This is a genomic window from Opitutales bacterium (assembly GCA_013215165.1).
Lineage (GTDB): Bacteria > Verrucomicrobiota > Verrucomicrobiia > Opitutales > JABSRG01 > JABSRG01.
Genome location: JABSRG010000047.1, coordinates 1 through 23,467 on the forward strand (window position 1 = coordinate 1; position 23,467 = coordinate 23,467).

Annotated in this window: 9 protein-coding genes; all 9 read left to right on the forward strand. The window is 52.6% G+C overall.

The window, feature by feature from the left end; genetic code table 11:
• Positions 1–53 precede the first annotated feature (53 nt).
• The 9 genes from HRU10_10965 (at position 54) to HRU10_11005 (ending at position 23,403) form a co-directional block, all read left to right on the forward strand.
• Positions 54–1,415, forward strand: a complete 1,362-nt coding sequence (locus tag HRU10_10965) for an RHS repeat-associated core domain-containing protein (protein NRA27750.1) — start codon at positions 54–56, stop codon at positions 1,413–1,415.
• Between the two features lie 546 nt (positions 1,416–1,961).
• Positions 1,962–3,026 (forward strand): hypothetical protein, encoded by a 1,065-nt coding sequence (locus HRU10_10970; protein ID NRA27751.1) that lies wholly within the window; start codon positions 1,962–1,964, stop codon positions 3,024–3,026.
• On the forward strand, positions 2,914–5,286 hold the full coding sequence (locus HRU10_10975; GenBank protein ID NRA27752.1) for an amino acid adenylation domain-containing protein: 2,373 nt from the start codon (positions 2,914–2,916) through the stop codon (positions 5,284–5,286). The genes HRU10_10970 and HRU10_10975 overlap by 113 nt, the downstream gene beginning before the upstream one ends.
• 21 nt (positions 5,287–5,307) lie before the next feature.
• Positions 5,308–5,673 carry a hypothetical protein gene (locus HRU10_10980; protein NRA27753.1) on the forward strand — a complete coding sequence of 122 codons (366 nt, stop codon included), beginning with the start codon at positions 5,308–5,310 and terminating at the stop codon, positions 5,671–5,673.
• The gene (locus tag HRU10_10985) at positions 5,666–6,508 is read left to right on the forward strand and encodes a sulfotransferase (GenBank protein NRA27754.1); all 843 of its coding nucleotides are present in this window, start codon (positions 5,666–5,668) and stop codon (positions 6,506–6,508) included. The genes HRU10_10980 and HRU10_10985 overlap by 8 nt, the downstream gene beginning before the upstream one ends.
• A 607-nt stretch (positions 6,509–7,115) precedes the next feature.
• Positions 7,116–12,458, forward strand: a complete 5,343-nt coding sequence (locus HRU10_10990; GenBank protein ID NRA27755.1) for an SDR family NAD(P)-dependent oxidoreductase — start codon at positions 7,116–7,118, stop codon at positions 12,456–12,458.
• A 148-nt stretch (positions 12,459–12,606) separates the two neighbouring features.
• Positions 12,607–13,095 (forward strand): hypothetical protein, encoded by a 489-nt coding sequence (locus HRU10_10995; protein NRA27756.1) that lies wholly within the window; start codon positions 12,607–12,609, stop codon positions 13,093–13,095.
• A 249-nt stretch (positions 13,096–13,344) separates the two neighbouring features.
• Positions 13,345–16,842 (forward strand): SDR family NAD(P)-dependent oxidoreductase, encoded by a 3,498-nt coding sequence (locus HRU10_11000; GenBank protein NRA27757.1) that lies wholly within the window; start codon positions 13,345–13,347, stop codon positions 16,840–16,842.
• A 6-nt stretch (positions 16,843–16,848) separates the two neighbouring features.
• Positions 16,849–23,403, forward strand: a complete 6,555-nt coding sequence (locus tag HRU10_11005; GenBank protein ID NRA27758.1) for an acyltransferase domain-containing protein — start codon at positions 16,849–16,851, stop codon at positions 23,401–23,403.
• Positions 23,404–23,467 lie beyond the last annotated feature (64 nt).

A 23,467-nucleotide genomic window follows, 5' to 3' on the forward strand; every position in this document is an offset into this window, starting at 1 on the left:
GTTGTTTTTGTTTTGTTATCCACTGACCTTCAGTGGTTTAAACGCAACTCGCGATACTTTTTTATGCAAAATCCGGGTTAGTTGATAGCGATGGCAACATTTTATTACAGCGTCAATATGATGCCTACGGGCGTATCCAATACCAGGAAGGCAACGGCTGGACAACCCTCGGCTTCGCTGGCGAACGCGTGGACACTGGCGACGGACTGATTTGGATCCGCGCCCGACACTACAGCCCCGAATTACGTCGCTGGATGCAACGTGATGACTTCGCTGGCCTCACAGAACGTCCGCAATCGCGCAACCGCTATACCTACGCTGAGGGGGACCCAGTTAACAACACAGATCCGAGTGGAAATGTAGCCATTCTGCCGTTAATTGGTTTGGGTGCATTCATTGGCGGATCAGCGCTCAGCACATATGGTCTCATCGAAGGTCTCAATGGGCAGGCCGAAATAAATAATATTTATGATAAGCGTCACATGAGTCCGGCGAATGGGCTTGTTAGCGACTTGCGACACCCTAGTTTTTCAGCTGTAGAGAATGCGCGGATCGCGCAGGCACAGCGAGACATTACCATAGCAACTGCATTGTTACAGTTGGGCGATGCCATTACTTCTGTTGCCGACTACACAGGCATTCGCACCGGTAAACCTCGGTCTTCTCCTAACGTCTTAACCAGCAACGGTCGTAGGCCGGATCCTCTTTATTCTCACAGGAATCCCACGGTTAATTATCAAAATGGTGACTCTGTTTATTTTGGTGCAAATTCCTTTGGAAACGGGATACAAGCTGAACTGCCTTATGAAGGTGTGGCACCACGAATTTCACCCAATAGAAATAACATTCACGGTCACAGTGGCCTCCCCTTGATAAGCACCACTGGAGCACGCAATGCAGAAGCTTTTCATCACCATCGTGATTTTCTTCTAGATTCAGATTGGGTCCCGCTCAATACCTACACCAGCCAATTCCAAGTACCCCGCAAGGCTTCAGTAACTATTTTAAGTGCACCCGGAAACCCGATTTCTTTTACACTAGCTGCTATTTACATGAGTGGTGAAGCCAAACGTGTAGAACATCTTGGCCCCGAGTTCGTAGGTGCGCGCAGTTTTCTTCCAGGATCTTGGATGCCAAATTTCGTGGTAGGACCGCTTCGACAAGGTGATCCAGACATCAGAAGAAGATTAGATGGTCCGCTTACTTTAAATGAATGGACAGCGCTAGAATCACTGGTTCATCCGAACCAAGGCAATGTCACTCTCTTTGGATGCCTTGGGGATTGTGTTTTGATGACTTCGAATATGACTAATTCACTTTTGACGGCTTTACCTACTGACCCACACGACATCCAAGCCAAATATTTTTTAACCAATGACGCGGATGGGAAGAATGGCAAAGATGGCGGAGATTGAACCGCATAGCACCAGGCCGCGTGGACAAGTTACGGTTGTTTTCTTCGATTTACTGTAGGCATCACACAAAGCATCGTGATTTTATCCCAGTCGTCGATGTTTACGATGAATTTGAGGACCGTAAGCTGATACCAATATTGCAATTGCAAAAATAAAACAGGGTCCAATAAACCCTACTCATTACTCCGCTAATGCAAAAGGTGACTTCATGCGGCGTATTTGGCATGTGAATGTTGGAAGCATGAAATAATCTTTTTCGGGCGTATGGAGAGCATATACATGGCGACGTCCACCTTGGCTCGTAGGGTTGTTGCGTCGTTAGCCGGACCGCCTTTAAACATCCTAGCATCTCTTTTCTCTATACGGGAAAGGGTGAAGTACGTATCGAAAAAATCACGTATTATATTAGCGAGTTAATAATAAAAGAGTCAGCCATCGGCATAACCTAAGTCAGTCCCAATTGAGCCAAGTGGTCCCAAGGAACAAAACCATCTGAGAATTTGGTGGAAATCATTTCAGGCCCATTCATAAATCCGGCTTGCTGCTATGGATGCCGAAGATTTTGACCTGTTAGACATCGTGCTGGATGACCAGCCGGAACCGCTCCCGGGTGAACCATCCATATCGGCGACAATTCCTGTTCTCGGGCGTAATTCTGCACCGCTTTCATCCTCTCAAGAACGGCTCTGGTTCCTCGAACGTCTGCAACCAGGAAACGATAGCTACCACATTCCCTTTGGCTTCGAACTTATTGGAAACTTAGACACCCTACGGCTCAAGAAAGCCATAGAACGCATCATCGAGCGGCATGCAGCCTTGCGGTGTCGATTTGTCGAAACTGAGGACGGCCCGCAGCAGATCGTCAAGCCCTCTGCGAGCCTTGAGATCACCAGCCTGGATCATCGCCCGATGTCTGCGGCGGAATCGGCAGATGCCACCAAACGGCTCCTTCAAGAACAGGTCTCCCTCCCCTTCGACCTCTCAAGACCGCCCTTACTCCGCGTTTCAATCATTCAGAATACAGACACTAAATGGACAGTTGTCTGTGTGCTGCACCACATTGTTTCTGATGGCTGGTCGAATACCCTCTTTATCCAAGAAATGATGAAGGGATACACGGACCCTGAGGCTGAGGCGTCAGCTATTGAAGTTTCATACCTCGATTACGCGGCTTGGCAGCATACCTTCATTAATTCCTCAGAATACGTGGAGCAGATGGCATTCTGGTCCGCGTATCTCGACGGACTCCAAGATCTGACACTTCCCTTAGATTTTACTCGAACCGAGATCCAAACCGGCCGTGAAGAGAAGCTGGCAATCCACCTCAGTCCCGAGCTCTCCAGCGACCTGAGAGCGCTCAAAAACGATCTGCAGATCACCACATACACTCTCTTTCTCAGTGCTTTTGTTCATAGCCTAGCTCGCTATACAGGCACTCAGGATATTGCCTTGGGCACTCCCTTTTCGGGTCGCAACCATCGAGAGCTTGAGCCGCTGATTGGTTTTTTTTGCAAATACCCTCCCTCTCCGTTTCCGTCTAGATCCCAACGATTCCTTCAAGGATCTCATACGAAACGTTCAGGAATCATCCCTGAAGGCATTCTCGAATGATAGCATACCGTTTGAGAAGTTGGTGGATCACCTCAAACCCGAACGCTCTCTCAGCCAACACCCATTGGTCCAGGTAACATTTACAGTAGACTCTCCGCAAGAACCACTCGCTTTCCCTGGCATCGAACTTGTTCCTCTTCTCAACCCAGATCAGTCGGCAAAATTTGATCTCACTCTAGCCATGCAAGATAGCAGTGATGGCTCTTACTCAGGGTCTTTGTTATGCAACGGTAGTTTGTTTGCCCCTCAGTCGATGGACGCGTTTGCAGACCTCTTCGTTCACACATTGGAAACGATGGTCCAGTCCATTGATACGCCAATCCGTGCCGAGCTTTGTAGTCTCCCTCAGAATCACCAAAAAATCTACCAAAACTGGGGTGAGCCTGAGACTGTGTATGAACGTGCATCCGTGTTTCAATCAGTCGCTCAGCAGATACAAGCATCGCCGAGAGCAATCGCTGTTTCAGATAATACCGGCAGCATGAGCTACGGTGCCCTCGGCTTAACCGCACAGGGTGTCGCAAAAAATTTGGCAGCAGTAGGACTTAGGCCGTTTGGACGCGTCGCTGTTGTCTTGCCGCGCTGTAGATTCCAACCCGCAGCGGTCTTGGCTTGTTGGCTGAATCGATCGGCGTTTGTTTCTCTAGATCCGGTGCAACCCGACCAAAGGCTCCAGGCCCTGATCGAAAGCAGTGCTGCATCGGCCATCCTTACCACTGCCGATCAAGTCGACCGCTGGTCAACCCTCACAGATATACCCGTCATCGCTGTTGACACGGAAGAATATCTAGGGGGCGATTTCCACTTTGAAGCTCCTCAAATCCATTCGGAATCAAATGCATACATAATCTTTACCTCAGGCTCTACTGGGCATCCCAAAGGCGTTGTCGTTTCGCACCGAGCACTATCCAACCTCTGCGCTTGGCATACAAAACACTTTTGCGTCACAAAAGAGTCCCGTGCGACCCAAATTGCCAGCCCGGCCTTCGACGCGTCAATTTGGGAAACCTGGCCCTACCTGGCCACTGGAGCATCCCTCCATTACCCACCCGACGACTTACTCAAACAGGCCGGCAGTGCTTATATCACCTGGCTGAACGAACAGCGCATCTCCCACAGCTTTGCGCCCACGCCCCTTGCAGAGGCCCTCATTCAAGATCCCGAGTCAAAGCAACTGCAACTTAAAGTCCTCAACACGGGCGGCGACCGGCTGCACACTTACCCAGACAGCCAAGTTAACTTCGCATTGCATAACAACTACGGCCCTACGGAAAACGCAGTTGTCGCTACAAGCTGCCAAATTCTCCCAAAATCTCAGCAGCGGGGCCTTCCCCCGTTGGGAGATCCAGTCGACCACTGCCAACTCTACATCCTAGACCAACGATTAGATCCTGTGCCCTTAGGTGCTGTCGGAACGCTCTACATCGGAGGAGAGAGTCTGGCCTCCCACTACTTCGAGAAACCAGATCTCACCGCTCACTCCTTTATCCCACATCCAGATCCTCAAAAACCCGGACAGCGCCTCTATAACAGCGGAGACCTCGTACGCTTGTCCGCTGATGGCCAGCTTCACTTTTTGGGGCGAGCTGATCATCAGATAAAAATCCGAGGACACCGCATTGAGCTGGGTGAAATCGAGCAGTGCCTGTTGGCTCATTCGAAGATCAATCAGGTTGCAGTTCAACCATTCCTGCCAACCGGAGCCCCGACCTCGTCGCGTATGCTAGTGGCTCACCTAGGAACCGAAACTGATCTGAACCCGAGTGACCTTACAGCGTGGGCCAATGGTCGACTGCCCGCTTACATGGTCCCATCACGTTGGATCTCCCTTAGGTCACTCCCAACAAACACCAGCGGCAAAATCGACCGCAAATCTCTCCCCGAACCGACCTTAACAACCACATCGACCAGTGGGACCGCCTCGATGGCAGAAACGCCCACTCAGCGTTTGATAGACAAGTTATGGAGCGCACTCCTCGGTCGCAAATCAGTTGGGATCGACGATAATTTTTTCGATCTCGGTGGACATTCTATGCTCATCCTTGAAGTCCATAAAAGCCTGATTTCCGATTCATTCCCCACGCTCAAGGTGGTAGATCTTTTCACCTATCCCACCATTCGCGAGCTGGCGCGTTTCCTCGATAAGCCATCTGAAAATATAACGCGCCAGTCGGTCGATGCCGTTCGCAGCCGCTCTGACAAACAACGTGAGGCAATGAAGCAACGTCGTCATCTCGCTCGCAACAGCCGCCGCGCCTAGCCGCAACTCCTGTTGTTCTCCATGTCCAATCTACTGCAAAACCTCGGCCTACAGATAGAATTTATTCTCGATGCGATGCGTTTGCGCCCGATTCGCTTTTCGGGCGAACAGGCAATTGAGGCTGCAAAAAATGGTAGCGGTCTCAGTGACTTCGGTTCAGATGCATTCTTAGAACCGCTCAATCTCAGCACGAACGAACTCAACTCTATTAAGCGCCTCACTTTCGGCGGCAAAGTCATGGCACGAGAGAGCTTTCGACAGTTTCTCATCCGCCGTCTTCGTATCGTTCGAGACCATAAGGAAAATCCTGAGATTTCTGAGATCCCAATAAAACGGCCCATCATCATCACGGGCCTCCCAAGAACGGGCACGACACTCTTTGCATAGCGCCCTGGCAGATCATCCAGATCTTCAATTTATCCAGCCGTGGCAATTGGAAGAATCCGACGCAGACCGGCAGACATGCATCGACGAGTCTAAGGCTAAAATTCGATCCCTTGCACAAGCGATGCCGCATATGGACGCGATGCATGCCTTCGATTCACCGCTCGAATGCTCGCAGCTCTTTTTACCGACATTCTTAACTGATTACTTCCAGGTTTGCTTCGGCCTCGAAGGTTATAAACGGTGGCTCGATGCGCGCCCACTAGAAGCATGGATTGAAGCCTACCAATTCTATAAAATGCAGCTTCAGCGTCTTGCCTGGCAGGAGCAGTCCGAGCAGCGCTGGATCTTAAAGTCCCCACATCACCTGACCCACCTCGACGCACTGTTGGCGGTATTCCCCGATGCCTGCATCATCCAGACTCATCGCGACCCCGTAGATGTCATTCATTCATCAGCACGTTATTATGGCTCTATTTATCAACTGCATTGCAAACCCGTCCCACACGCTCATCACGAGCAGCGCTGCCTTGAGCTATTTTCCTCTCAAGTTACACGCGGCATGGATCTGCGGACCACTCTTCCAGAACAAAATATCCTTGATATATCCTACCAAGAATTGATTCACAAGCCTGCTGAAATTCTCGACCTTGTCTCAGATCGCTATGACTTACCCAATGACGCATCTATTAAAAGTCACCGCAAAGCCTGGCTGGATACACACCACTGGAAACGCGACAATAAACTGGGCGCATTGCCACGTAGCAAGCCCAGTATCGAAACTGACAAGATAAACGACCATTTCGCAGCGTACTCACAGTGCTATAACTGGAGATAGGGCCTAAAACGTGGACACAGTGTAATCAGATGACTGAAAACGTTAACAACAATACGTTATCCCATCAGCTAATAGGTGCGATTGAAAGGACGAGGAGTTTTTCGGGTTGTCGCTCCTCGGCTCCAGTCGTTGTAGTCGAGGCGCTCTGTCACCTCGCCCCTTACGGTGTGGATCGAAGCAACGGCCTGCGCCCAGACAGAGCAGGGCGACCACAAAAAAGGCTGTTGGGGACATGTCCCCGCTGTTTCAATTAGGCCCTCAGCCAATGAAAGATGGAATCACTCGGATAATTAACGGATTCATCGAATGATTTTCTCACTGAGGCACGAAGGCACAGAGGTTTATGCAAAGGTAGGATCGAAAATATAATTCCCAGCATCGCGCAAAAGATAAGCAAAGCCCCTTTGACTCGTAATCACATTACAGACAACAACGCTCAAGCTCTATGCGACCAGAAATCACACAACGCGCGACTAAACATCAAATCACAATCTCTGTGCCTCTGCGCCTCCGTGAGAGCATCCATCACCTAAAAGCTGGTCCAGAAAATATCTAGAGCACAAGACCACACACTTCCTCCACCCTCTCACTTATGGAGCCTCAGGATATGCAATTTTCCGTACCAGACAATGCAGTAGCCGTTGTCGGAATGGCCGGACGATTTCCTGGTGCCAATTCTATCGACGCGTTATGGGCCAATATTCTCAACCAGCGTGAGTCTATCCATCAATTTTCCGACGAAGAGCTCCTGGCGGCGGGCATTCCCCACTCCACATTGTTGGCGAAAAACTACGTTAAGGCCAACGGCCGCCTCGCTGACTATGATAAATTTGACGCAGACTTCTTCGGATTCACACCCGCAGAAGCGACGATTCTTGACCCCCAGCAACGATTACTATTCGAGGTCGCTTGGACCGCTCTAGAACATGCTGGATATCCACCTAGCGCGACGGGCGTGCCGACAGGAGTCTTTGCCGGTGTTGGCGCAAATACCTACTTGCTTCAAAACTTGCTGCCCAACCCCTCGGTCGGCCGCACCCATGGGGCCTTTCAACTCAATGTATCCAGCGATAAAGACTTCGCTGCGACCCACCTGGCCTACAAGCTCAACCTGACAGGCCCAGCAGTCTCCCTCCAGACCGCTTGCTCCACATCGCTCGTTGCAATTCATCAAGCTGCTCAATCCTTACTCGCCTATCAGTGTGACATCGCGCTCGCCGGCGGCTCCTCAATTACATCCCCACAGGAAACTGGTTACTTCTTTACTGAGGGGGGCATCGCATCGCCCGATGGCCATTGCCGTCCCTTCACTGCGGAAGCAAATGGAACAGTCCGCGGCAGTGGCACAGCCATGGTCGTCCTGAAGCGACTTGAAGAAGCGATCGAGGACAAAGACACGATCTATGCCACACTTCTCGCCAGTGCGATCAACAACGACGGCTCTGACAAGGTCGGCTTCACGGCCCCCAGTGTCCGCGGTCAAGCAGAGGTCATCGCCATGGCCCAAAGCCTTGCCGACATCGATCCAACAACCATTGGCTTTATAGAGACTCATGGAACGGGAACGGCCTTGGGCGATCCAATAGAAATTGAAGCCCTCATCAGCACTTACCCAGAGGAGTTCAACCCTCAAAGCTGTGCGTTGGGCGCGGTTAAGGGCAACTTAGGGCACTTGGATGCAGCAGCCGGTGTAACCGGTTTCATAAAAGCCACGCTCGCTCTGCACCATGGTATCATTCCTCCAAATCTTCACGGCGGACCGAGTCATGAGAAAATCGATTTCGACGCTACTCCGTTTTACCTGCCTGAATCCGAACGCCCCTGGCCCCGTCAATCTACGCCGCGCCGAGCGGCCGTCAGTTCATTCGGTATAGGTGGCACCAACGCCCACGCGATCCTTGAGGAAAATACAACTACCAAGAAAACATTCGATTCTGAGCCTGTAGCTACTCCTCAACTATTTGTTATATCAGCAAAGTCGGATTCGGCATTGATACAAATCCGAAATGACTTAGCACACCATCTCAAAGCACACAAGGAGCTGCGACTATGTGACATCGCACATACCTTACAGGTAGGGCGTGCAGCATTGCCCAAGCGCTTTTTCACAGTAGCTTGTGATCTAGATACACTCATTTCAGCTCTTTTGCTCGACGCCCCGAGCATCATTCCAGACCCACCCCAAGAGCAACCGGAACCCGATGCCCTGCAAACCGCAGATCGTGAACGCGCACTCCTCGATCTTGGCGCACTCTGGGCTTGGGGAAAAGATATTCACTGGCCCTACTATCCTGCTTGCGAAACAGCGCGTCGAGTAGCCCTACCTACTTACCCGTTTGCGCGGACTCGGCATTGGATTTCAGCCCCTCATGAACCTCCGGTCGCTGATTCCATTCCAGTCACAGCCCCTCCCGAATCGACTCTGTTCTACGAGCCAGCATGGTCCATCAAAGATGCTCAGGCTCAAAACCTCGCTGCCAAAAACGTTTGGATCATCCCTTCTCCAAGCGCGGATATCGACGCATTCCGAAACCACCTGATTGCGAAACAGTGGAATATTGAAGTCGTCCCGAATATAGAGGCACTTGCAGGGCGACTCGATATATTCAGTGGCCAGGAAGCACACTTGATCATTTGTCCCGATTTCTCGTCTCCTGACGCCACCCAGGTTTTTGTCGACCAGATGTCCTTAGCCAAGCTATTGGGACAGAAACGTCCGCAGGAAAAGAGCTACGTTCATTGGATATCTCATGGCGGATTCTCGATAAGAGATGAAGCTATCGAACATCCCAAAGCCGCTTTAATCCTTGGACTAGCTACAGTGCTTTCTCAAGAGATGCCTCAAATCCAAAGCCGTTTGATTGACCTAGATCAGTGGGACGCCGAAGCAATTTTGACTGAGATCACGGACTTAACCGTAAATCCAGACCGTCTTGTATGTCGGCGTTCAGGAGAACGCTATACGCGTTGGTTTAGACCCATCGAATCACTTCAACAAGGCACGGCCTTCAAACAGAACGGCACCTACTGGATCACCGGCGGCTTTGGAGGGATGGGCCGCGCCTTCACTCGGATGTTAATCAAAGAATTTGGCTGTATCGTCTATCTTACGGGACGCAGCGATCTCTCAGTAGAACAAGCGGCCGTCCTTGAAGAGATGGGTGGCCAGGCACATTATATAAAGGCTGATGTTTGCTCCGAAGCTGCCTTGTCCGCAGCCTATGAGCACATCATCAATCACTCCGATCGACTCGATGGCGTTATTCATGCCGCCGGGATAGCAGGCGGTAGCATTCTACTTAACAAATCCGCTGAAGAAGCAGCACGCGTCCTTGCGCCAAAGACCACCGGCACTGAGATCCTTGGGCGCCTCATCCCCCGTGATAGCCAAACGCATCTCATCCTGTGCTCATCTGTCAGCGCGCTTCAGGGGGCCTTTGGTCAGGCAGATTATTGCGCAGCCAATGCTTATCTCGACTCATGGGCAGAATCAGAAAAGGCCCGTGGACGCAAACACGTGGTTTCAATTAATTGGGATGGTTGGACCGAATCTGGCATGGCTGTTCGGGCTGGGCTGGATCTAGCTCGTTCCGGTTTCAGGCCTATCGAACCCCATCATCCGTTGATCCAGCGTAGTTCTGCCGATGGCGAAGGCACCACCACCTATGCTGCAGATCTCAGACCCGATATTTGGCTCCTCGATGAACACCGCTTCGGTGACCAACGCGTCCTACCAGGCACCGCCTATTTGGATCTCTCGCTCGCCGCGTTCAAACAAACCGTTGGTACAACACTCCCTGTGTCGCTGAGCGATTTCACTCTTCTGCAGCGGTGCGTTATCGATGGGCAATCTCGCCGTACCCTCCTCACACGATTGACAGCAGAAAATGAGGGCTTTCGCATCACCATCTCATCTCAGGCGGTAAATGAGAAACAAAGTATAGATCACGCCCAGGGCTTCGTCCGCAATGGATCCGATAAAGCGGCTCAGCAACTCGACTTAGACGCGATTCAGAGCAATACAAAAGACTTTCTCATTCCTTTCAGCGAAGCAGCTCAGGCGGGGGACCGTGGACCACGTTGGCAATCACGACGCAGTTTTGCTCATCATGTCGATGAGTGGTTCTCCGAGATTCAGCTTGATGAGCGCTACGAGGCCGACCTCCAAAGCTTTACACTGCATCCTGCACTCCTCGATGTCGCACTCGGCTCGACCCAAAAGGGTGATCTCTTTCTGCCTTTTTCCTACGGGAAGGTAGAGATTCATAACCCCCTTCCGAGTCGTTTCTTTAGCCACGTTCAGCGCGTTGAGAGCAAAACCGCCGACATGCGCAACTACCGCATCATGCTGATCGATTGCTTTGGCCGCGTGTGCATCACAATCGACGATTACCAAACACGCAGATTCAAAAGCGAAATACCATACCCCGCCACTGCTCCAATAAAGACAGAGCAATTGGTCATTAAAAAACCCGGGCTCATCGAAAGCTTGAGCTGGGAATCTACAACACTGAACAAGCCTAAAGCAGGAGAGATCACCCTCGCAGTCGAAACCGCAGCTCTCAATTTCAAGGACGTCTTAAAAGCGCTCGGAACCCTGTCCACACCGGGAAGTGTCCCACAGATCGGTGACGAGTGCGCCGGAGTAATCGTGGCTGTGGGATCTGAGGACTCCCGTTACAAACCTGGAGATAGAGTCATCGCTCAAGTCTCTCCCGCATTTCAACGCCACGTACTCGTTCCAGAATCTCGCATCCTACCCTGTCCAGCCAATCTACCCTGGAGCGAAGCTGGATCATTCTCCATCGCCGCACTCACAGCTTGGCACGCCCTTGTGAATAAGGGAAACCTACAGCCCGGCGACCGCGTTCTCATACAAGCGGCGACCGGAGGCGTCGGCCTCGCAGCTGTCCACGTCGCCCGTCACCTCGGAGCCGAGATTTTAGCCACTGCTGGCAGCGAAACGAAGCGCCAATCCCTGCGCGATTTGGATATCGAGTTTGTCTATGATTCGCGGTCGACTGAGTTTGCCGAAAAAATCCTCGAAGACACGGACGGTGAAGGCGTCGATGTGGTGCTCAATTCGTTGGCAGGTGAATTCATCCCAGCAGGACTCTCCGTCCTGCGGCGATACGGGCGATTCCTCGAGTTGGGAAAACGCGATATCCTTGAAAACAAAACACTGGATATGCAGCCCTTCGACCGGAGCCTGTCCTTTATAGCTGCTAACTTGGAACCGGATCATCCACGTTTCCGCGAAACCTGGCACAAAGTGATCGATCTGCGCATGTCGGGTGCGTTGCCGGCCCTTCCCGTGCAATTTTTTCCAGCTGAAGAAACAGCAGACGCCTTTACCTTCATGGCCCGCGCACAACATATCGGTAAAATCGTGCTAGCAATTGGCGAGGCTGCTGCACGCGAATCCGGCCAAACCTTTGGACTTTCAGACGCCCAGGGACAAAAGGCTCTTCAGACCGCCGTAGATTTTTGCCTGCCTCAAGTCGCAGTATCGACCATCGATCTAGGAGCTCGGATCTCAGCACAAGCCGACGCCTACGCATCAATCCGCAAAGCAGTTTCCAAGGGTCCAAAAATCCGGACGGCCAAAGCGAAGACACCACGCAATCCTGCCGAAGCTCAGCGTGCCATTGCCGAAATCTGGAGGCAACTTCTCGGCATACAGGACATTAACCCTGAGGATAATTTCTTCGAGATCGGCGGCGACTCCCTCATGGCGGTCCAAGCACTGAGCCTCATCAACGAAGCATTCGATGCGAATCGCGCTATCGCCGATTTCTTCGCCACACCGACGATCCAAGGCCTGACCGGCCTGTTTGCACCGGCAGTATCTTCGGATTTCAGCCAACCTGATCAAAACGTTGATGACGAACTCACCCAGAGCCTGTCCCGCGCAGAGAAACGCAAAGCGAGGAGACAAAGAGGCCGATGAGCGAATACCCAACTCGTGGTCGCTCCGCTCTTTCGGGGCGCTGGCTAACAGATAGTTCCGGTTCGTATCCAGAAAGACAGTCGAATAACACCTCGCGATCACTTTTGCGATCGCCCTACCAAGGCTCGCAAACCACCTATTCTGATCAATGGATCACAACGATAACGCCATAGCTGTAATCGGTATGGCCGGGCGCTTTCCCGGTGCACCCAATGTGGATGTCTTCTATGAAAATCTCTGCAAGGGAATCGAGGGGATCAGTTTCTTCGATGAAGGGACCATGCTCGCTGCCGGGATCGATGTCGATACCCTCAGGAGACCCGATTTCGTCTCCGCTAAACCCGGCATTCCGAACATTGATCAATTCGATGCCGGTTATTTCGGAATCAACCCATCGGAAACGATCCAGATGGATCCCCAGCACCGTATTTTTCTCGAATGCTGTGTGACTGCCCTCAACGACGCCAATATAGACCCAGCACGAACCAATGCCTCCATCGGTCTGTTCGGCGGCTGCGGAGTCAGCACCTATTGGAATCAGGTTAATGCCGCAGCGGTCTCATCAGGTCTATGGAGTGCTACTGCCCAGGCAGCTTTTGGAAATATCCAGGACTACCTGTGCACACGTGTAGCTTAAAAACTTAATCTCAAGGGGCCTGCATACACCGTTCAGTCAGCTTGCTCCGCATCACTGCTCGCCATCCACCTAGCTTGTCAGCACCTAATCAATTTTGAATGCGATGTCGCTCTCGCGGGCGGTATCACCGTTACCGTTCCAGAAGTAAGCGGTTATTTCTATCAAGAGGATGGAATCGTCTCTCCCGACGGGCATTGCCGCCCCTTCGATGCCCGGGCAGCCGGAACCATCTTTGGTAGTGGCGCAGGCGTGGTCGTCTTAAAGCGTCTGGAGGATGCAATTGCGGATGGTGACATCATCGACGCTGTTGTCCTCGGATCAGCGATCAATAATGATGGTTCGGTTAAAGCGGCCTACTCGGCACCAAGCGTTTCTGGACAAGCTCGAGTGATCACCGAAGCTCTAGCCGCCGCCGAAGTATCTGCTGACACCATTCGCTACGTCGAGGCACACGGTACGGCGACACCGATCGGCGATCCAATCGAAGTCAGCGCGCTGACACGAGCCTACCGACTCCAGACTCAGGAGACAGGTTATTGCGCGCTTGGTTCGGTAAAGAGTAATGTCGGACACCTCGATACAGCCGCAGGCGTCACCGGCTTCATCAAGACCGTTCTCAGCGTTAAACATGGGAAGCTCTTTCCTACCCTACATTTCCAAGAGCCAAACCCAAAAATAGACTTTGCAAACAGTCCCTTCTTTGTCTCCAACAAACTGTTAGACTGGCCGACTCACAGCCATCCTCGGCGTGCTGCAAATAGCAGCTTCGGTGTCGGCGGTACAAATGTGCACGCCATTATCGAAGCGGCTCCCCGGCGCCCTGAGCCGACTCCGACTGAAGATCGCGCCTACGTCGTCACTGCGTCAGCAAAGGACTTTGATGCATTGGATGAATCCTTGGCGAATCTAGCTGATTATCTCGACGCCCATAGCGACACCCAGGTCTCCGCGCTGGCGCACAGCCTAAGCCAGGGACGCCCTATCTTTCAGGAACGTTTTGCAGCCATCATTCAAAACAATGACCTGGAAAACCTGATTGCGACACTCGACGAGGAAGAAGGCACAGAATCCTTTACTGCTACCGCTCCTGCCATGGAGCCGCGAGCCGTCTTCCTCTTCCCCGGACAAGGAGCACAATACCTAAATATGGGGCGCGGGCTCTATGACACTGAACCGGTATTCCGCGAATATTTCGATGACTGTCGCAACCGACTGCAAACGCACATCGGCAGTGATATACGCTCCATCATCTTTGTTGAAAACGCCTCTCCAGAAGCTGAATCGACCCTGACCTCGACGCGGTGGACCCAGCCCGCACTTTTTATCATTAGCTACAGTCTCGCAAGAACCCTGATGACCTGGGGCATCCATCCCGGAGCGATGATAGGCCACAGCGTGGGTGAATATGTTGCTGCGTGCATCTCAGGTGTTATGAGCCTGGACGATGCGCTGCTCTTGGTCTCCGAGCGTGGGGCACTCACCGCCGAGCTACCGAGCGGTAGCATGCTCGCCGTTCATGCTCCTGCTGAGCAGATCAAAGCCAAGCTTCAAGGTGACCTTTCTCTTGCTCTTGTGAATAGCCCGAGATCCTGCGTCATTGCGGGAACGGAAGAGGCTATAGGCGATTTCCAACAGACTCTACAAGCTGAGGATTTTCGCTGCAGAGTCCTCGACACCTCACACGCGTTCCACTCCCACATGATGGAACCCATGCAGGCAGCCTTCAAACGGGTTCTGGAGCGCTGTAGCCTAAACACACCGCAGATTCCTTTTATCTCGAACCTTACAGGAACGTGGATTCGCGATGAAGAAGCCACATCGGTCGACTATTGGCTACGCCAGGTTCGGAGAACCGTTCTATTCTCAGACGGCTTGAGCGAACTACTAAGAGAGGAGAATCAAATTCTCTTCGAAGTCGGCCCTGGGCAGACGTTAGCGTCTCTTTGTCGCCAGCAGGAAGCTACACAAATACCTCGAATCATCCAGCTGCTTCCGGATAGCCGTTCGTCCACATCTGCCCGCGACCTCATGCTCAAAGGCTTAGCGCAGGCTTGGGTCTCAGGGGCACCAGGGCTCTGGAATGCCCTGCAATCCTCTGAAGGCGCCTCGAGCTTACGCCTACCCGCCTACCCATTTCAGCGGCATAAATATTGGATAGACGCTCCCGAGACTCCTGACGCGGGCGTGTCAGCCCCGAACGCAGTGCCACACAAGCGCTCTAACGTAGGCGATTGGTTTTATTTACCCAGCTCGAAGCAAATACCCGTCATCAAAACTCGAAAGCTAAACAACTCAGTCGTCCTACTCGGGGATGAGGTCGAAGAGGTGGCAAAAACACTTTCAAGCTCAGGGGCTGTGGTGAACCTAAACGATTTCACGGGTGTAAAAGAAACCACTGTCGTCGACCTGCGCCCCCTCGAACAGTCAGACAAGGACGGCCTCGAGGCTATCATTCAAACAGTCCAAAGTCATGCCGACGCAATTGCAGAAATCATTTTAGTATGCCCCCAGAAAAGCGCGCTGATCGATGGCCCACTGAAGGTCATTAGCCAAGAGTTTCCCACCATTTGCACTTCCAGACTTATCTACGACAAAAGTGATCGGGATCAACCGAGCCTAGTAGAGGCGATCTACACAACGCTAACCATCGATCCGCAACCAGAAGTATCATTCACAAATGGTGCTTTAACCATCCCAGATTTTTTCCAAACACGCCCACCTCTTGACGCTATCAAAATCGTTCAAGGAGAGACCATACTCGTAACCGGAGGTCTCGGTGGCGTCAGCCTTGCCCTGGCCGAGGCAATCAGCGAATTGCAACCGAAGGTGCACCTTGTCCTAGCCAGTCGATCAGGGATGGTATTGAAGGCTACAGCTCAAGAAGTGATTGAGCGACTTGAGAGCCGGGGCACTCAAGTATCCATAGAGGCATTAGATATAAACAACGCTGCAGCAGTCAGTGCGCTGATTGCAAAACTCGAAAACCTCTCGGGGGTCATTCACGCTGCAGGTATTCCGGGCGGCAAGATCATAGCGCGACATGAGCCAGGCTCCTGCGATCCGGTACTTGCTCCCAAAGTTGAAGGCACCCGCAATCTACTTGCTGCACTCGAAGGAAGAGATCTCAAATTTTGTGTGCTCTGCTCATCTCTAGCGGCGATGACTGGAGGCGTCGGCCAAACGGATTACACCGCTGCCAATGCCTACCTTGATGTTACAGCTCGGAGCCACGATGGGGATCGCCGGCGGATAATATCATTGAACTGGGATGCCTGGCGCAATCTCGGCATGACCCAGTCTGAAGGCACTTCTGAGCTCCGCGATCAGATCGCCATAAAACGTGAAGAAGGGAAAGAAGCTTTCAAACTGGCCCTGCGCTTTGATCAGCCTCAAATCATCATTTCGACCATCGATCTTGCCAGCCGTCTTAAACCCACAGTGACTAAAGATGCAGCCTATGCCGACAAAGACCAATCAGCTCGACAGTGCCACCCACGCCCAGCCCTCAATGTCGATTTTGTAACACCAAACACCCCTACCGAAGCGTATTTCGCTGAGGTGTTCGCTGATATTCTTGCTATCGATCGCGTAGGTACTCGTGACAATTTTTTCGAGTTAGGCGGAGATTCCCTGAGCGCGCTTGAACTGACCGCGAAGCTTAAATCGGATAAAGGCTGGAGTCTGTCTATCACCCAACTGTATCAATCGCCTACTATCGCCGCGCTTTCCAAAATTTCGTTCAGTTAATTATCCATGAAACCCGCACCTGACCTCGACGCAGATATCGCAATTATCGGTTGGAAACTCCGCTTTCCAGGAGCCGAATCCACCGAGGAGTTTTGGCAGAATCTCCGCAACGGAGTAGAATCTATCCACCGCTTCACTGACGAAGAGTTGATCGCCGAAGGATTCAGCCAGGCAGACCTCGATCAACCCAATTTCGTGAAAGCGACGCCCATTTTGCCAGATGTCGAGCAGTTTGATGCAGAGTTCTTTGGATTCAGCCCACGCGACGCAGAAATCATCGATCCACAGTTTCGTATCTTCCTGGAATTATCCTGGGCCGCATTGGAAGACGCCGGTTATGATCCAGAAAGCTTTGATGGGCGCATTGGGGTGTTCGGTGGAGCCAACATCTCTCGCTACTACATGCACCACCTCATGCCCGCATCACAAGCGGGGATGGTCGACGGCGGCATGATGACCCAGTGTTTCAATGACAAGGACACGCTCTGCACCCTAGTCTCCTATAAGCTCAACCTTAAGGGTCCAAGCGTGAACGTGCAGTCATTCTGCTCAACCTCCTTAGTCGCAGTCCACCTGGGATGCCAAAGCCTACGCCTCGGCGAATCTGAAATGGTCCTCGCAGGCGGAACGAACTTAAATAGCCGCAGCGCCAACGGTTATGTGTCCAACGAGGGCGATATCGTCTCTTCAGACGGCAGTTGCCGCACCTTCGACAAAGATGGTTCCGGTACAGTCTTTGGCAGTGGCGCCGGTATTGCCGTCCTCAAACTTCTCAAAGATGCGCAGCGTGACGGCGATACAATCCACGGAATCATAAAAGGATCCACTCTCAATAATGATGGTTCCTCTAAGGCCGGCTACACAGCCCCGAGCGTCGATGGTCAACGTGAGGCTGTCAAACAAGCCCTAGCCAATGCAGATGTCCATCCCGAGAGCATCTCCTATGTCGAGGCGCACGGCACAGCCACACACATCGGCGACCCCATTGAGGTCGAGGCACTCACGCAAGCTTACCGCACCTACACCGACAAAAAGGGCTGGTGCGCTATCGGCTCAGTTAAAACGAATATGGGCCATCTCGACCGCGCGGCAGGTATGCCCAGTTTGCTCAAGGTCGTTCTCGCGGCGAAGAACAAAGTGATTCCACCCAATGTAAATTTCCAGGAAGCAAATCCTGAAATCGATTTCCCTAATAGCCCTTTTTATCCAGCCGGAAAATTGCAGGCCTGGGAGCCGAAAGACGGCCATCCTCGCCGTGCAGGTATCAGTGCCTTGGGTTTTGGTGGAACGAACGCTCATGTCATCGTCGAGGAAGCTCCTGCAGAAACACAGCGAGAGCCAGAGTCGCCAGAACAATTCCAGATGGTTTTTCTATCCGCTCGCACGGAAACCGCCCTGTCGCAGATTCAGTCAAACCTCGCCCGTCACATCCAGAAAAACAGCGACCTACGCTTCGACGATCTCGCTTGGACGCTCCAAGTAAGTCGACGCGCATTTCCACAGCGCACCGCTATTGTGTGTCGCAACAAAGAGGATGCACTCGATGCACTCGAAGGGAGCAAGCCCGAACTGACTCTGCTTCAAGCAGATCGGGTCAGTGGTAAAGAAAACGTGGTTTTCATGTTTTCCGGCCAGGGCTCCCAATACGTCAACATGGGCAAAGATTTGTACGCGACTGAGACCGTATTTCAGGCCGCGATCGATCAATGCGCCGAACTACTCAACAAAGAGTTGGAGAAAGATTTACGCAGTTACCTCTACCCGGAAATAGGAGAAGAGGCCATTGCCGCAGAAGCACTCAAACAAACCGCCATCACCCAACCCACATTATTCGCGGTTGAATACGCGATGGCTCGGTTGCTCGCATCTTGGGGTATTGAGCCTGATGCGATGATCGGCCATAGCATTGGCGAATATGTTGCAGCACATTTGGCGGGTGTGTTTTCGCTAGAAGACGGGCTTAAGCTGGTGGCAGCACGAGGTCGACTCATGCAAAGTTGCAAACCGGGCGACATGCTCGCCCTCGGTATCGGTGCGGAGGACGCAAAGAAATGTGTCAGTGACACAGTCAACCTTGCCGCCGCTAATGCCCTTGATCTCAGCGTATTGTCAGGCGATGCAAAAAGCATTGCCGAAGTCGCCGAGAAACTCGAAGTAGAGGGCATATTGGCCCGCAAGTTAGAGACCTCGCACGCCTTCCATTCCTTCATGATGGATCCAATCCTCGAAGCCTTTAAGGCTGTCGTTGCCGGTATCGACCTAAACGCCCCGCAAAAGAAGTATATCTCTAACGTCAGCGGCACTTGGATCAAAGCTGAGCAAGCCACCGATCCTGAGTATTACGCTCAACATCTGCGTGGCACAGTCCAGTTTGCCCCCGGAGCCATTACAGTAGCCGAAGCTCAAAACACCCGATTCGTTGAGGTGGGGCCCGGCAAGACACTCGCGACTTTTACCGACCGCTCGCGCCTTCTACCCGGCGCCCGTAAAGCCGTGCCGACGATGCGCCATCCCAAAGATACGGAAAACGATGCGCAGGTTTTCCATCGCGCATTGGCGAGCTTATGGGTCAACGGAGCCGATGTAGACGCTGAACAGCGCCCACAATCGAAGCGCGCCCGTAGAGTCTCCCTGCCGACCTACCCCTTTGAGCGCACAGAATTCTGGGTGGATCGTCCCGAGATCTCTGTAAGCGCTCCAGCAGCAACCCAAGCTCAGGATAAGAAAAAAGAACAGATTGCGGAATGGTTGTATACACCCACATGGAAGCCTGCTGACACACCACCTTGGTCTCATGAACTCCCAACTGACGGAGCCAACTGGCTTCTCCTTGTCGACAAGATCGAGGCCCATGCTCAGCCAGTAAACGCTTTGTCTACCGGAGAGAACATTCCGGCAGTGGTATACCCTGGAGAGGTTTTTAAACAGATCGACACAGCCGCCTTCGAAGTGCCTGCCAAAGACCCCAAGGCATTCGAGGAATTACTTAAGGCTCTGAAAGAATCAGGCCGGAGCCCGAGCAAGGTTGTTTACGCATGGACTGTGTTATCTGGCGAATCTGAGGAAAAAATGAACCTCGATGCGTCGTTCTTTGCCCCCCTATTCCTCTGCCAAGCGCTTGGAGGTTCAGGACTCACGACTCCGGTAGATGTCGCACTCCTAACCGACAGCCTACAACAGATAAAAAACGAAGCTACCAAAGCCCCAATCCGGGCTACAGTCTCGGGGATAGCAAAAGTTGTAGGCAAAGAAAATCCCATGATCCGCACGCGTCATATCGACGTGTTGCTTGAACCCAGCGATGACTGGATCCCCGCGCTGTTTTCAGAATTCAAATCCGATGATGGGGCTTCCATTATTGCGTGGCGTGGCAAGCAGCGCTGGCTCCAGCACTATGCACCGACGCCAAATCTCGAGGCGGCTGATGCGCAGCTGATGCAGAAAGGCGGGACTTATATCATAACCGGGGGTTTCGGTGGGTTGGGCAAGACTGTAGCGAACCACCTCGCGAAGCATTATCAGGCAAACATCATCCTCACTACGCGCAGTCCCCTCCCGCCGGTTGGCACCTGGGACGATTACCTCCGCGACAACGGCCCAACAGACTCGGCTTCAATCAAGATGAAGTTTGTCCGCCGCCTCGAAAAATATGGGGCCAAAGCACGCGCAGCTTCCGCGAATGCGACTGATGTCGAACAAATGAAGGCAATGGTTGCTGAAGCTGTTGCACAATTTGGCAGCATCGACGGGGTGTTTCATACAGCGGGTCTCCCTGGAGGCGGGATTGCTCAAGTCAAAGAACGTGCAGTCGCCGAGAAAGTACTCAGACCCAAGATCGAAGGTACCCGCGTCCTAGACATCGCTCTTGAGGGACAAAATCCAAAATTTGTTATGCTTTTCTCCTCGGTCGCCTCAGTCATCGGACCGTTTGGACAAGTCGACTACGCTGCGGCAAACAGCTTTTTAGACCACTATGCCCGTTATAAAAACGACCGATCCTCGACTTTTTGGACCGCGACCAATTGGGACGATTGGGCTGAGGTCGGTATGGCCGTCGAGACTTCGTTCGACCTGGGCGTGCAGAATGCCCAAATCGCTGCGAGGACAGAGACGCTCGAACACCCGCTCTTCTCCGAGGTCGAAATCGAAGGTGACCAACGGACCTACAAGGCCAGCATAGACGCCGACAAAGATTGGGTCGTCTATGAGCACTTGCTGTTTGAAAAACCCACGATGCCCGGTAGCGCCTATCTCGAGTATGCCCGCGCTGCCTATGCTCACGCTACCGGCGACGCCAGCCCTACCCTCCGGGACATTTTTATACTCAATACCTTCCCGGTCGAACGCGGCACACAGCGCGACCTCTTCGTTAATATCGAAAAGAGCGATGGTGCGTGGAGTTTTTCCATTACCAGCATCACCGATGGAGTGCCTGCCGAACACGCCATCGGGAAAATGGGCCCACTCGACTGCACGGGACAGCACGACATCGATGTTAGCCATCTCAAGGAAAGACTCACAGTTGAACAGCGCGCTGGTTACGCTGACGACGATTTCTCATTCATCCGAGGCGGCGTCCATCTGGAACTCGGCCCACGCTGGCATAACACCCGTTACATGTGGCGCAGCGAGAAGCTCTATCTTGGTCAACATCGACTGCACACGTCTATCCATGACGATGTGAAGGCCTTCCCACTCCATCCGGGATACACTGACTTCACCACCCTGTTTCCCTTTGCCCCAGAAGGGGCGTATGTGCTCTTTTCCTACCGTGCTATTCATGCATTTGCTCCCCTCCAGCCGGAGATCTTTATTCTAGCGGAGGTATTGGATGATCTGAAGTCGGGCAATGATACCCTGCGCTTCAATGCGACCTTTGTAGACAAAGATGGCAAGGTACTGCTTTACATCGATGAACTTACACTACGCCGAGTCGACAATGTGGCGCGCCCAGAGACTGCACAAGCTCAAGGCCCAATGACCCTCACACTCGAAAAGCCCGGCATCCTCGACTCGCTTAAAATGACTCCAGTCGAGCACAAGGCACTTCCTGATGACTTTATTCGAGTGGAAGTCGCGGCGTCTGGACTTAATTTCCGTGATGTCCTCCGCGGCCTTGGGATGCTGTCTGATGACCATGACATGGGGGCCGATTCGGTCGGCTTCGGCACTGAATGCGCCGGAATAATTACTGAAGTCGGCGGCAAGGTAAAACAGTTCAACGTCGGCGACGAGGTATTGGGATTGTCTACATTTGGTTTCAGCACCGAACTGACCATTCCTGAAGTCGCAGCAGCCTCGATTCCTGAAGGGATTGGCTTTGAGGAAGCATCTGGCATCCCACTAGTATTCCTCACGGTTCACCATGGCTTGCACAAATTGGCCAAACTACAAAAGGGAGAACGCGTCCTCGTCCACGCCGCTGCCGGAGGAATCGGACTCGCAGCCATACAATATGCGCAGGCCGTGGGAGCCGAAATTTTTGCCACCGCTGGCAGTACCAAAAAGCAAGCCTTCCTGCGCGAATTAGGGGTCGAACACATCACAACATCCAGAGACCTGAGCTTCGCTGATGACATCCTAAAATGGACTAATGGCGAGGGTGTAGATGTGGTACTCAATGCCCTCGCTGGCGACTTTTTAACGAAGAGTATGGAGGTCCTCCGCCCCTTCGGACGATTTATAGAAATCGGTGCGAGAGACATTTATTCCAACACCCAAATCGGTCTTCTCCCCTTCTCTAAAAACCTTACCTTCTCGGCCTTCGATCTAGGGCAAGTTTCAACACGTCAGCCTGATTATTTAAGTGAATTGCTTAATGAAGTCATGCAATGGTTCGAAGCGGGTAAATACACGCCTCTACCCACCGAAGTCTTTGCTCACAATGAGATCGTCGCAGCATTCCAACACATGGCTGCTGCCAAGCATATTGGAAAGGTCGTTGTTGCACACCAAAACAAGCGTCGAAAACTGAAAACAGAAGCGACCGCAACAGCGTCTTCCGTGACGCGCGAAGCCACGCAACGTGACCTATCTCACGGCATCCTATCCCAGGAAGGGATGCAGATCATGGAGATCCTCTTGCAGTCCAGAGCAAGCCAAGTCGTCGTCAACACCCGCGACCTTGAGCCGATGATGCAGGCCCACGCTAACATGGCACGCAACCAAAGCACTACGGCTAGCACGCCAAACCCCGCGTCCACGCGACGGATGCACAAACGCCCGAACCTCCCCACCGCCTACCTTGCCCCACGCAATGCCACCGAAGAAAAATTAGCCGAGATGTGGCAGGCCATCCTCTCCATCGAAAAAATCGGCATACACGACAGTTTCTTCGAACTCGGCGGCGACTCCCTCATCGGCGTCCAACTCGTCTCACAAATCAAAGCCGAATACTCCGATAAAATCGCCATCTCCGACCTCTACGACGGCCCCACCATCGCCCAATTCGCCGACAAGCTCAGCGATGGCCCCACCGAAGCACCAGAACGCGCAACAGCAAGCGTTACCCCCGAACCTGAAAAGAAAAAAACCAGACGCGAACGACGCAAAGAACACTAAGCTTCCGGCCACACCCACCTAAGTTCAGCGCCTTCTGCATGTTCTGTAATTTGCGATGAAAGAA